Annotated in this window: 10 protein-coding genes; 7 read left to right on the forward strand and 3 right to left on the reverse strand. The window is 71.4% G+C overall.

What is annotated here, in order from left to right:
* Positions 1-460 precede the first annotated feature (460 nt).
* Positions 461-910, forward strand: coding sequence for a PTS sugar transporter subunit IIA (locus ACWGH4_RS19225; protein ID WP_159693978.1), 450 nt, complete (start codon positions 461-463; stop codon positions 908-910).
* Between the two features lie 74 nt (positions 911-984).
* Positions 985-2,655 carry a phosphoenolpyruvate--protein phosphotransferase gene (gene ptsP, locus ACWGH4_RS19230; protein ID WP_441265215.1) on the forward strand — a complete coding sequence of 557 codons (1,671 nt, stop codon included), beginning with the start codon at positions 985-987 and terminating at the stop codon, positions 2,653-2,655.
* Positions 2,656-2,717: 62 nt separating this feature from the next.
* On the opposite strand, the gene ACWGH4_RS19235 is transcribed toward ptsP, so the two are convergent.
* Together ACWGH4_RS19235 and ACWGH4_RS19240 are read right to left on the reverse strand one after the other, a co-directional pair.
* Positions 2,718-3,626 carry a hypothetical protein gene (locus ACWGH4_RS19235; RefSeq protein ID WP_453462162.1) on the reverse strand — a complete coding sequence of 303 codons (909 nt, stop codon included), beginning with the start codon at positions 3,624-3,626 and terminating at the stop codon, positions 2,718-2,720.
* A gap of 130 nt (positions 3,627-3,756) precedes the next feature.
* Complete coding sequence (locus ACWGH4_RS19240) at positions 3,757-5,733, reverse strand: acetoacetate--CoA ligase (protein ID WP_453462165.1); 1,977 nt, start codon at positions 5,731-5,733, stop codon at positions 3,757-3,759.
* A 214-nt stretch (positions 5,734-5,947) separates the two neighbouring features.
* On the opposite strand from ACWGH4_RS19240, the gene ACWGH4_RS19245 reads away from it, so the two are divergent.
* Positions 5,948-8,323: a glycoside hydrolase family 31 protein gene (locus ACWGH4_RS19245; protein ID WP_453462168.1), complete on the forward strand. Its 2,376-nt coding sequence runs from the start codon at positions 5,948-5,950 to the stop codon at positions 8,321-8,323.
* Positions 8,324-8,336: 13 nt separating this feature from the next.
* Here the strand turns inward: ACWGH4_RS19245 and ACWGH4_RS19250 are convergent, their stop codons facing one another.
* Positions 8,337-8,846, reverse strand: coding sequence for an NUDIX domain-containing protein (locus tag ACWGH4_RS19250; protein ID WP_453462171.1), 510 nt, complete (start codon positions 8,844-8,846; stop codon positions 8,337-8,339).
* Between the two features lie 58 nt (positions 8,847-8,904).
* Here ACWGH4_RS19250 and ACWGH4_RS19255 point away from each other — a divergent pair, with 58 nt between their 5' ends.
* The 4 genes from ACWGH4_RS19255 to glpK all read left to right on the forward strand — a co-directional run bounded on the left by ACWGH4_RS19255 (position 8,905) and on the right by glpK (position 12,933).
* Positions 8,905-9,720 (forward strand): M15 family metallopeptidase, encoded by an 816-nt coding sequence (locus ACWGH4_RS19255; RefSeq protein WP_453462174.1) that lies wholly within the window; start codon positions 8,905-8,907, stop codon positions 9,718-9,720.
* 31 nt (positions 9,721-9,751) lie between these two features.
* Positions 9,752-10,102, forward strand: a complete 351-nt coding sequence (locus ACWGH4_RS19260; protein ID WP_441265221.1) for an Mpo1-like protein — start codon at positions 9,752-9,754, stop codon at positions 10,100-10,102.
* Between the two features lie 474 nt (positions 10,103-10,576).
* Entirely contained in the window at positions 10,577-11,338 is a 762-nt protein-coding gene (locus ACWGH4_RS19265) for an MIP/aquaporin family protein (protein ID WP_307705331.1), read from the forward strand.
* An 80-nt stretch (positions 11,339-11,418) separates the two neighbouring features.
* A complete protein-coding gene (gene glpK / locus ACWGH4_RS19270) occupies positions 11,419-12,933 on the forward strand; it encodes a glycerol kinase GlpK (RefSeq protein WP_453462179.1) in 1,515 nt (504 codons plus the stop codon).
* The last annotated feature ends 61 nt before the right edge of the window (positions 12,934-12,994 follow it).

The raw sequence follows: 12,994 nt of genomic DNA on the forward strand, positions 1-12,994 counted from the left end.
GAACCTCGACCATCCGAAGATGGACGGGGTATCAACATATCTGGCGTTGATTTTTGGCACACTGTTGAGTTCTCAAGGAACGGACGCTTCCTTTGGACCCTTCTCGGGGCCCTCCGGGCGCTTCCCTTCGGTGTTTCAAACACTATCAGGCTTTTCCGGCCCTCCTGACCACCACCCGGCGGTCGTCCCGGAGGACGTCCAGTGGTTTAGACCAGTTAGGATCTCGCCCTGACAGGTGCTGCCGGCACCCCCGACTCAACGTCGCGTTGGGGTCCAACAGAGGTACGAGACTACAACTCCGCCGGCAGATGACGCAAATCCTTTCCGGTGCACACCTAGGTCCGTCAACTGGTAGATCACGGGCGGAACTAGGACTTCTCATGACCTACTCTTCAGAGCAGCGCGTCGTCCGGTACCAGCGGTGACGACGCCTGCCGAATCTCCGCCCCTGGGAGGCTCCATGACCACAGTGACGTCCCCTCTTGCCGGCCGGGCCATCGGTCTCGCGGCCGTGCCCGATCCGGTGTTCTCCGGTGCGATGGTCGGGCCCGGGACGGCCATCGACCCCGTGCGTGAGCCGTCGGAGGCGGTCTCTCCGGTGGACGGCATCATCGTGTCCCTCCATCCGCACGCCTTCGTGGTCGTCGACGACGAGGGGCACGGTGTGCTGACGCACCTCGGTATCGACACGGTGCAGCTCAACGGCGAGGGCTTCGAGCTCCTCGTCAACAAGGGCGACACGGTGCGGCGCGGCCAGTCCGTCGTGCGCTGGGACCCGGCGGCCGTGGAGGCCGCGGGGAAGTCCGCCATCTGCCCGGTCGTGGCACTCGAGGCCACACCCGACTCCCTGTCCGACGTCCGTGAGAACGGGGACGTGAAGGCCGGGGAAAGCCTCTTCGGCTGGCAGTGACCCGCCGACGTCGGTGACGGCGAGTCGGACATCCATCGCGGCGGCTGGACCGCCGCCCAATCGGAGACGGTGAAATGGAGACAACGCTGCGAGGCGTCGGCGTGAGCCACGGAGTGGCGATCGGCGAGGTGCGGCACATGGGCACGGCGGTTCTCGAGCCGCCGGCCAAGCAGATCCCCGCGCAGGACGCGGAGCGCGAGCAGGGGCGCGCCCGCCAGGCCGTCGAAGCGGTGGCCGCCGACCTGATCGCGCGGGGCAACCTGGCCGGTGGTGAGGCGCAGGCCGTGCTCGAGGCGCAGGCCATGATGGCGCAGGACCCGGAGCTCATGTCCGACGTCGACCGTCGTATCGCCGTCGGCAGCACCGCCGAGCGTGCGGTGTACGACGCGTTCGCGGCCTACCGGGCTCTGCTGGCCGGTGCCGGCGAGTACCTGGCCGGCCGGGTCGCGGACCTGGACGACGTGCGGAACCGGATCGTGGCGCGGCTGCTGGGCGTGCCCATGCCGGGTGTGCCGGACAGCGACGAGCCGTATGTACTGATCGCCCGCGATCTGGCGCCGGCGGACACCGCGCTGCTGGACCCGGCCCTGGTGCTGGGGTTCGTCACGGAGGAGGGCGGGCCCACGAGTCACAGCGCCATCCTCGCGCGGGCGCTCGGAGTGCCTGCCGTGGTCGCGCTGCCTGGAGCAGGTGAGCTCGCAGAGGGCACACTGATCGCCGTCGACGGCAGTACCGGCGAGATCTTCGTGGAGCCGAGCGACGAGAAGCGGGCGCAGATGGAGCGTGCCGCCGCGGAGCGCAAGGCCGCGCTGTCCGCGTCCAGCGGGCCGGGTGCCACGTCGGACGGGCACAAGGTGCCGTTGCTGGCCAATGTCGGTGGACCCGCGGACGTTCCTGCGGCGGTGGACGCCGGGGCCGAGGGCGTGGGTCTGTTCCGTACCGAGTTCCTTTTCCTGGACGACAGCAAGCAGGCGCCGTCGGAGGAGAAGCAGGTCGAGGCGTACCGCAAGGTGCTCGAGGCGTTCCCGGAGGGCCGCGTGGTCGTGCGGGTGCTGGACGCCGGGGCGGACAAGCCGCTCGACTTCCTCACGCCGGCCGACGAGCCCAACCCCGCACTGGGTGTGCGCGGACTGCGTTCGCTGCTGGACCACCCGGAGGTGCTGCGGACGCAGCTGTCGGCGCTGTCGAAGGCGGCGCAGGGGCTGCCCGTCTACCTCGAGGTCATGGCGCCGATGGTGGCGGACCGTACCGATGCCAAGGCGTTCGCGGACGCGTGCCGGCAGGCAGGGCTGCAGGCGAAGTTCGGGGCCATGGTGGAGATCCCGTCCGCGGCCTTGCGGGCGCGGTCGATCCTCCAGGAGGTCGAGTTCCTGTCTCTGGGCACGAACGACCTCGCGCAGTACACCTTCGCCGCCGACCGGCAGGTGGGTGCGGTGTCCCGGCTGCAGGACCCGTGGCAGCCGGCGCTGCTCGACCTGGTGGCGCTGTCCGCGGAGGCCGCCAAGGCCGAGGGCAAGAGCTGTGGTGTGTGCGGTGAGGCCGCCTCCGATCCGCTGCTGGCCTGTGTGCTGACCGGTCTCGGTGTGACATCGCTGTCGATGGGCGCCGCGTCGATCCCGTACGTGCGGGCGACGCTGGCGAAGTACACGCTGGCGCAGTGCGAGCGTGCGGCTGCCGCGGCGCGTGCGTCGGACACCGCCGAGGAGGCACGGACGGCCGCGCAGGCGGTGCTTTCCGGGGAGTAGGCACTCTCCGGACGATGGTGCAGAAGGGGCTTCCCGACGACGGCGGGAAGCCCCTTCTTCCGTCAGTGGTGGCTGTCCGGGTCGTCCGTGGTGACGGGGAAGCCCGCGCAGTATTCGACGCCCGGTTCCGGTGACAGCGGGTCGCCGGTGGCCGCGTCGGTGCAGTAGGCGCTGAACACCTCGCCGGCGGTGAGCGGCTCCAGGCGCCCTTGGTGGAGGCGCCAGCCGTGGACGCGGTCGGCGGTGTCCGGCGCGCTGGTGCGCAGGACCAGTCCGCCGGTGCTCGCGAGCGCGATGCCGGCCGCGAGGACGGTGACGAACTCGGCTCCTTCCTCCGCGTCGATCCGGGCGGAGGACGCTGTATCGCCCTGGGCGTGGAGCACGGCGAGGAGCTGCTCGTCCGGACCCGGGACGCTGCAGACGAGGTGGTGCTCCCCCGGCCCGGCGACTTCGAGGAGGCGCATCAGGATGCTCGACGCCCGGTCGAAGGCGGACCTGCCGATGTCCTGGCCGCAGTCTGCGCACGTGCCGAGGTCGGCGAGGAGCAGGGTGGCGTACTCCCAGGTGGCCTGGCGGACGGTCTTGTTGATCAGCTGGGGCAGCAGGGTTCCCAGCGGCTGGCCGGTGTAGGGGACGTTCGCGCCGCGGCCTGCGAGCTCCGCGGTGAAACGGCTGCGGCCGGCGGGGGCGTCGGCGTCGATGCCGGCCTCCGCGCAGTACTCGGCGAACTCCTCGGGGTCGAAGAGGGCGACGGACGTGTGGAGTTGCTGGGTGGACAGGGTTTTCAGCAGTTGCTCGGACTGCCTGAGGTAGGCCGGGTAGTCGTCGAAGGAGAAGGTGCGGTACCGGCGCATCCGTGTGAAGTCCTGTTCGTCGGCGAGGATGCCGACCGTGCTCGGGACTTCCCGGCGCAGTGCGCGCCGCAGCGATGCGTTGGTGCCGGTCCGCTTGGACTGCTTGGTGTGCGCCATGCCGAAATTCCCCCAGTGCGCTGTCGATCATTCGTGACTCACGGTAGTGGGAGGCACTGACAATCGACTCGGGCAGCCGCCCTGGACCCGGACCCTGCTCTCTCGAGAGGGTCCGGGTCCGGGGCCCGGCTCATGTGCGGTTGCGGGCGATGTCCTCGTAGAAGCCGAGGAGCTCGAGGTTGTCGACGGAGCCCGGGTTGACCGCCTTGGCGAGCGGGGTGCCCTGGAGGAGCCGCTTGACCGGGACCTCGATGCGCTTGCCGGTGAGGGTGTGGGGGACGCCGGGGACCTCGATGATGTCGTCCGGTACGTGGCGCGGGGAGAGGTTCTCGCGGATGGACTGCTTGATCCGGGCACGCAGGGCGTCGTCGAGGACGGCGCCCTCCGCGACGTGGACGAAGAGCGGCATCCAGTAGCCGCCGTCCGGTTCCTCGAGGCCGATGACGAGGGACTCGCGGATCTCCGGGAGGCGTTCGACGACCTCGTAGATGTCGGCGGAGCCCATGCGGACGCCCTGGCGGTTGAGTGTGGAGTCCGAGCGGCCGTGGATGATCACGGAGCCGCGGTCGGTGATGGTGATCCAGTCGCCGTGCCGCCATACGCCCGGGTACATCTCGAAGTAGCTGTCGCGGTAGCGGCTGCCGTCGGGGTCGTTCCAGAAGCGGACGGGCATCGACGGCATCGGGTTGGTGACCACCAGTTCGCCGACCTCGCCGATGACCGGCTTGCCCTGCGGGTCCCAGGACTGGAGGTCGGTGCCGAGGCAGGCGGCCTGGAGTTCGCCGATCTCGACCGGGAGGGTGGGGACGGCGCCGGCGAAGCAGCTGCACACGTCCGTTCCGCCGCTGACGGAGGCGATCCACAGGTCGTCCGCCACCTCGTCGTGGAGCCAGCGGAAGCCGTCGGGCGGCAGTGGGGAGCCGGTGGTGGCGACGCACTTGACGCGGGAGAGGTCGAAGTCCCGTCCGGGGTGGACCTCTGCCTTGGCGCAGGCCATGACGTAGGCGGCGGAGGTGCCGAACAGGGTGGCACCGGTACGTTCGGCCACGCGCCACTGGGCGCCGGTGTCGGGGTAGCCGGGGCTGCCGTCGTACAGGACCACGGTGGTGCCGGTGAGCAGGCCGGAGACGAGGAAGTTCCACATCATCCAGCCGGTGGAGGTGTACCAGAAGAAGCGGTCGCCGGGGCCGAGGTCGCAGTGCAGGCCGATCTGCTTGAAGTGCTCCAGCAGGATCCCGCCCTGGGACTGGACGATGGCCTTGGGGAGGCCGGTTGTGCCCGAGGAGTAGAGCACCCACAGGGGGTGGTCGAATGCGACCTGTTCGAAGACCGGCTCGGCGTCTCCCGAGGTCACCGCGGACCAGTCGAGGGTGCCTTCAGGGGCGTCGGTGCCGAGCAGCGGGATGTGGACGACCGCGCGCAGGGTGGGCAGTTCGCGGCGGAGTTCGGCGACCGTCTGTGTGCGGTCGTGTTCCTTGCCGCCGTAGCGGTAGCCGTCGACGGTGAACAGGACCACGGGTTCGACCTGCTGGAAGCGGTCGAGGACGCTGCGGGCACCGAAGTCGGGGGCGCAGGAGGTCCAGACGGCGCCGACGGCGGCGGTGGCGAGGAAGGCGGTGACGGCCTGCGGGATGTTGGGGAGGTAGCCACTGACGCGGTCGCCGGGGCGTACGCCGAGGGCGCGCAGTTCCGCGGCGAGCGCTCCGACCTGGCGGCGGAGCTCGGACCAGCTGATGGGTGTCGGCTCATGTGTCTCGTCCACATGGAGCAGGGCGGGGTCATGTGCGCGCGCCGGGTCCTCGGCGGTGCGCAGGGCGTGCTCCGCGTAGTTGAGCGTGGCGCCGGGGAACCACTGGGCGCCGGGCATCGAGCGGTCGGCGAGCACGCGTGCCCAGGGGGTGGAGAAACGGATCTCGAACCACTCGGCGACCGCCTGCCAGAACGTCTCCAGTTCGTCGACGGACCAGCGGTGCAGCGCCTGGTATCCCCCCTCGGCCGGAGCCCCGTGGTGCTCGGCCGCCCAGGCCTGGAAGCGGGTGATGCGGGCGCCGGCGATGCGGTCGGGGTCGGGCTGCCAGAGAGGGGCATGGTTCGCTGCTGAGGTCATGGGGCGGCTCCCGGGCTGGCTCTACGCGGTGTATGCGTGCGCCGCGCACGAGCGGGGTGTGCGCGGACGCGGCTGACAGGACGATGCCATGTGATCGTCATTCGCACCAGGGCGGATCCGCCATGGTCGGCGTGGCGAATATGTGCTCCCACCATGGGTGAACGGCAGTTGAACAGCGCGTCGGAGCTTCCTGCCCGGTGGCAGGGTGAACGGCATGGACGGTCGTGATCTGGTGCGCGCGGTGACAACTCTCGGTACGGCACAGGGGCTGCGGGCGATGCGCTCGGCGTGGCGCCGGCACCGGGCCGATGCCGTGGGGCTGGTGCCCCGGGGTGCCGAGCGGGCCAGAGTGCCGGGGCCGGCGGAGGGGGCGGAGCCGCTGCCGGGCGGGGGGACGGTCCGGTTCGCCCGTTCCGAGCTGCACATCATGGTGACGGTGGGCGGGGCGGTGTTCCGCGGCTGGGACGGCGCGCGGCCGGAGCCGTCGTACGCGCTGGCCGGTGCTCCCCCGGAGCCGGATCCGCGGGCGGGGCTGGAGCCGGACAAGGACGGCGGCTGGCAGGTGGTGTCCGAGCGGCTGACGGTCGCCGTCTCCCGGCACGGCGCGGTGGAGATCCGTACACCCGGCGGCGTGGTGCTGCGCAGGGACCTGCCGCCGCGCTGGTGGGAGCCGGTGGAAGGGGGCCCGGCCCGCTGGGTGCAGCGCAGTGAGATCGCGGCCGACGCCCGGCTGTTCGGCCTCGGCGGCCGGGGGTCGGGCCCCCGGCTGCGTGACGGGTCGTACCGGCTGTGGAACACGGCGCCGCGGGCGGGGTTCGGCCCCGGCGAGGACCCGTTGCACATCACGATGCCGGTGCAGACCGTGGTGGCCGACGCCGGCTGCCACCTGGCGTTTCACGACAACACGTGGGACGGCCGCGTCATCGTGCGCGAGGGCCAGGAGGGTGCCGGTTCCGGGCATGACAGGCCTGGCACGGTCGAGGTGCGGATGGACGGCGGGCCGCTGCGCAGCTGGGTGCTGGTGGGCACACCGGCGCGCGTCCTCGGCGGCTGGGCGCAGCTGACCGGCGGGCCGGCGCTGCCTCCGTCCTGGGCGCTGGGCCCGCAACATGTCGTGCCGGCCGGGGGCGAGGAGGACGTGCGCCGCGCGGTCGACGCCCATCGGGAGCGCGGGCTGCCGCTGTCCGCGGTCCATGTCGGCGGCGGCCTCCCTGGGGCGCCGGCCGGGCCCGCGGCGGACCTCGACGGTTTTCCCCGGCTCTCCGTCCTGGCGAAAGATCTCCGTGAGGACGGGGTGCGGTTGGCGCGTGGGGCAGGTCCGGCGGTGGGGGCCGGGCCCGGGGACGTGCTGTACGGGCAGGGCTCTGCGGCGGGGCTTTTCGTCCGGGACGCCTGCGGTTCCGAGGTGCGGGGAACGGCCGGCCGGGATGACTGCGTGTTCCCCGATTTCACGGATCCGCGGGTGCGCGAGTGGTGGGGAGAGCTGACCGGGCAGGGGGCCGCGGAGGGCTTCGCCGGTGTGTGGCTGGACGGGAACGAGCCGGTGTCCTGTACGGCGTTCGCCGGTGCGACGCTCCCCCGTTCGTCACGGCACGTGCTGGAGGGCCGCGGCGGAGACCACCGGGAGGCCCACAACGTGTACGGGATGGCCATGGCGCGGGCCGCGTACGAGGGGATGCGCGGGCTGCTTCCCGAGGAGCGGCCGTTTCTTGTCTCCCGTTCCGGCTGGGCGGGCATGCAGAGGTACGGGGGTAGCTGGGCGGGGGACGTGACGGCGGGCTGGCCGGGGCTGCGTGCCGCGCTGTCGCTGGTGCTGGGCCTCGGGCTCTGCGGCGTCCCGTACGCGGGCCCGGACGTGGAGGGCGCCGACGGGATGTCGGACGAGCTGTATCTGCGCCGGCTCCAACTGTCGGCGTATCTGCCGCTGTTGCGGGTGCGGGATTCCGCGGCGCCCTGGTTGTACGGGCCGGAGGTGACGGCGCGGGCGAGGGCCGTGCTGGTGGAGCGGGAGCGGCTGGGGCCGTACTTCATGACCCTGGCGCACCTTGCGCGGCTGACAGGGGCTCCGTATGTGCGTCCCCTGTGGTGGCGTTCCGCCGGGGACCGGGCGCTGCGGGACTGCGAGGACGCGTTCCTGCTGGGCGACTCGCTGCTGGTGGCGCCGGTCCTCGAGCCCGGGGCCGACCGGCGGGCCGTGCGGCTGCCGCGCGGACGGTGGTACGACACGGGCTCAGGCCGTCCGTACGAGGGCCCCGGGCAGGTGCTGGTGGACGCGCCGCTGTCGCGGATCCCGGTGCTCGCGCGGGCGGGCGCGGTGCTTCCGGTGCTCGACGACGACGGCGGGGCCCCGGGCGGTGGCAATCGGTCCGGCGGCACGCGGTCGGGCCGGGTCGGGTTGGAGGTGTGGGCGCCGGCCGCGGGGCGCAGGGGCGGCGGACTGGTGGTGCGGGACGCCGGCGACGGGTGGGCGGAGCCGGAGATCGAGCGGTACACGTCACGGCTGGCCGGCGGGCGTGTGGTGGTGGAACGGGCCACGGACGACGGGCAGTCGGCGGTGGAGGGGCCGGTGCTCGTGCGGGGACTCGAATGAGGCGGGCGCGACGTCAGCGGTCGTAGGCGCCGGCGAACCAGTTGCGTGCGGCAACGGTGTGGAGCGGGAAGGCCAAGGGCTCGGGGGTGTGCAGGAGCCGTCGGCCGCCGGTCTCCTCGGTGGGGACGAACGGCGGCAGAGCCGCCGCGGGGCGTTTCGGCAGCAGCCCGAACACGAGGAGGTGGCCGGCCGGGGAGCTGAGGACGTCGGCGAGCCGCACCTCGTGCGCCGGGGCCTCGATACCGGTCTCCTCCCACAGTTCGCGGACCACGGCGTGCCGCCAGTCCTCGCCGTGATCGATGAAGCCGCCGGGCAGGGCGGTGCCGCCGCGGGCGGGTTCGATGGTGCGCGTGATGACGACGAGGCCGGTGCCGTGGGCGGGATCGTGCACGGGCTGAAGGGCGACGGCGACCGGCAACGGATTGCGGTAGGCGGTCGTGCCGCAGGCCGGGCAGGTGCGCGGCCAGCCGGCGTCCGCGCCGTACGGCGCTCCGCAATGGCCGCAGTGGGAGTCCTTGGACACGCGCGGACTGTATCCGATCACCCTTTCCGCGAGGAGCGGTTACTGATAAACGGTGGGCATGACTCGACTTGGTTCAGCCGTCCGAATGTTTACCGCCGCGGCCGCGGCTCTGCTCTGCGTCTCGTCGGTGGCGCCCACCGCGCAGGCCGCTCCGGAGCCGAAGGCGCCACGGGAGTTCGTGGCATTGCGCACCGTGGCGCCGACGATCATCCAGGAGATGCGCTACACGACGGAGCACAACTTCGTGGGAGAGCCGGTGGACGGTTACCGGCAGCCGGTGTGCATCCTCACGCGCCCGGCGGCCGAGGCCCTGCGCAGGGCGCAGGCACAGCTGCTGCGGCAGGGCTACTCGCTGAAGGTGTACGACTGCTACCGCCCGCAGCGCGCCGTCGACCACTTCGTCCGGTGGGCGAAGGATCTCGAGGACGAGGCGATGAAGGAGGAGTTCTATCCGCAGGTCGACAAGTCACGTCTGTTCGCGGACGGTTACATCGCGGAGAAGTCCGGCCACAGCCGGGGCAGCACGGTGGACCTGACGATCGTGAGGCTGCCGGCGGCGCCCACACGTCCGTACGTACCGGGTGAGGCGCTCGTGCCGTGCTACGCACCGCAGGACGACCGTTTCCCGGACAACTCCGTCGACATGGGGACCGGCTACGACTGCTTCGACACGCTGTCGCACACGGACGACCCGCGGGTCACCGGCGAACAGCGCGCCAACCGCGACCTGCTGCGGGGCACGCTGGCGGCGGTCGGGTTCGTCAACCTGCCCGAGGAGTGGTGGCACTTCACGTACAAGCCGGAGCCGTTCCCCGGCACGTACTTCGACTTCCCCGTCGCCGTGCGATCGGTGGCAGGGCACCGGGTGGGCTGACGCCGCGCGCCGTGGCGGCTACGGTGCGGGAATGGCGCAGCAGCAGACGTTCGAGTCGTACGAGGAGTTCTGGCCCTACTACGTCGCGATGCACTCGCGGGCGGCGACCCGCTGGGTGCATCTGACGGGCACGCTGACCGGGCTCGCGGTCAGCGTGTACGGGCTGGCGCGGGGACGGAAGCGGTATCTGGCCGCCCTGCCGCTCATCGGGTACGGGACGGCGTGGCCGGCCCACTTCCTCATCGAGAAGAACAACCCGGCGACGTTCGGACATCCCGCGTGGTCGCTCCGCGGCGACGTACAGATGATCCGGATGATGCTGTCCGGCAAGGACGGGGAACTGGCCGAGATCGCGGCCAAGTGGCTGGCGGAGAACCGCTGACGGCCCGTTCCTCCGCGGCATACCCCTGACGCGACGGGACGCGCGCCGCCCCGTGAACCGACCCGGCAGGCGCCCGGCACGGCCGGCGACCGGCGGGTCCCTGGCGTGTGCCGGGCGTGTGCCGCGGTCACCGCGGGACCGGGCTCTTTCGGCCATGGTTCCACGGTCTGTGGGCGTCCGCCGAGCATCCGGAGAACCTTGACGTTCCTGGCGGCGGTGTCCAGCACCGGCCGTGAACTGCGCATGCTGTCCGCGACCTTGACGGTCCATCACGGCAGGTGAAAACTGCCTGTTCGTCGGCAGCCCCCGCAGGCCGCCGCACTCGCTCACCACGCTCGTCACGGACGCCGGGCGCGGCAGGGACCTGCCCTGCCCTCGGCTCCGCAGCCATGGAATCCATGGGAACGCACATGGAGCGCGAACCCTGCACGGAGGGCCGGGGCCGGTGTCCCGGGTGAGGGCCAAGGAGCCGCCATGAGCAACTCGGACATATTTCTCGGCGAGGTCATCGGAACCGCGATACTCATCCTCTTCGGCGCGGGCGTCTGCGCCGCCGTCACACTGCACCACTCGAAGGCCAGGGCGGCCGGCTGGGTCGTCATCGCCTTCGGCTGGGGCTTCGGCGTACTGGCCGGCGCGTACACCGCCGCCCCGCTGTCGGGCGGCCACCTCAACCCGGCCGTGACCGTGGGACTCGCCGTCGACACCGGGGAATGGGGCAAGGTACCGCTCTACATCCTGGCGCAGATGGTGGGAGCGGTCCTCGGCGCCGTACTCGCCTACCTCGTGTACTTCGCGCAGTTCCAGGCGAACGCGAACATCGCCGACGCCCAGCCGACGCTGGGGATCTTCGCGACCGGGCCGGAGATCCGCAAGCCGTGGGCGAACGTCCTCACCGAGGTCATCGCCACGATCGGACTCGTGCTCCCGCTCCTCGCGTTCGGGAGGAACGACGGCATCGGCATCGGGCAGATCCCCGGGGAGGACGCGGGGATCTACGGCTCGGGCATCTCCATCCTGCTGGTGTCACTGCTGGTCGTCGGCATCGGCCTCTCGCTCGGCGGCCCGACCGGCTACGCCATCAACCCGGCGCGCGACCTGGGCCCGCGCATCGTGCACGCCGTGCTGCCGATCCCTAACAAGGGCACCTCCGACTGGGGCTACGCCTGGGTGCCGGTGGCGGGACCCATCATCGGCGGGCTACTGGCCGGGGTCATCTTCAACGCAGCCTTCTAGGGCCTCCGGCCCCTGCGCCTCCGGCTCTCGCGCCGACGGGCCAGGGGCCGATTCCGAAGCCGATCCGACAAGGGGACGCCATGACGGACAGGTTCGTCGCCGCCATCGATCAGGGCACCACGTCCAGCCGCTGCATCATCTTCAACCAGGACGGCGCCATCGTCGCCGTCGACCAGCGCGAGCACCGCCAGATCTTCCCCAGGCCGGGCTGGGTGGAGCACGACGCCACCGAGATCTGGTCGAAGGTGCAGGCCGTCGTCGCCGGGGCCGTCGCCAAGGCCGGTCTGCGGGCCGACCGGCTCAGCGCGCTCGGCATCACCAACCAGCGCGAGACGACACTCATGTGGGAGCGGGCCACCGGAAAACCCGTGCACAACGCCATCGTCTGGCAGGACACCCGTACCGCCGCGCTCTGTCACGAACTGGGGGGCGCCGACGGGCAGGACCGCTTCCGCGACACCACCGGCCTGCCGCTCGCCAGCTACTTCTCCGGGCCCAAGGCCGCCTGGCTGCTGGACAATGTGCCAGGGCTGCGCGCACGGGCCGAGCGGGGCGAGATCGCCTTCGGCACCATCGACTCCTGGCTGATCTGGAACCTCACCGGCGGCACGGACGGCGGGGTGCACGTCACCGACGTCACCAACGCGTCCCGGACGATGCTGATGGACCTGCGGACCCTCCAGTGGGACGAAGAGATCCTCGCCGCCATGAACGTGCCCAAGGCGGTGCTGCCCGAGATCCGGTCCTCCTCCGAGGTGTACGGGACGGCCGTCGGACAGCTCGCCGGCGTGCCCGTGGCCTCCGCCCTCGGCGACCAGCAGGCCGCGATCTTCGGCCAGGCCTGCTACGACACCGGAACGGCCAAGAACACCTACGGCACCGGCAGTTTCCTGCTCCTCAACACCGGCAACCGGCCCGTCCCCTCCAAGAGCGGGCTCATCACCACGCTGGGCTACAAGATCGGCGACGAGTCACCCGTCTACTGCCTCGAGGGCTCCATCGCCATCACCGGCGCCCTCGTGCAGTGGTTCCGCGACCAGCTCGGCATCATCCGCTCGGCGGGCGAGATCGAGACACTCGCCGCGAGCGTGGAGGACAACGGCGGCGCGTACATCGTGCCGGCCTTCTCCGGCCTCTACGCGCCCTACTGGCGCTCCGACGCGCGCGGCGTCGTCACCGGCCTGACCAGGTATGTCACAAAGGCCCACCTGGCACGGGCGGTACTGGAGGCGACGAGCTGGCAGACGCGGGAGGTGGTCGACGCGATGTACCAGGACTCCGGCGTGCGGATCACCACGCTCAAGGTCGACGGGGGCATGACCGCCAACAATCTGCTGATGCAGCATCAAGCGGACGTGCTGGGCGTGCCGGTGATCCGGCCCAAGGTGTCGGAGACGACCTGTCTGGGCGCGGCCTACGCGGCCGGGCTCGCGACCGGTGTCTGGGCGGACCTGGACGAACTCAAGACCCACTGGCAGCGCGATGTCGAGTGGTCGCCGCGGATGGAGGCGGAGGTCCGCGAGCGCGAGTACCACAACTGGCGCAAGGCGGTGGAGAAGAGCTTCGGCTGGGAGGAAGAAGCCGGCGGCAGCTAGGTGCTTCCATCCGGGCGCATCCGGCTCGCCCCGTGCCGCGACGTTCCAGGTGGGCCGTCGC

The organism is Streptomyces sp. NPDC054847, from assembly GCF_053610925.1.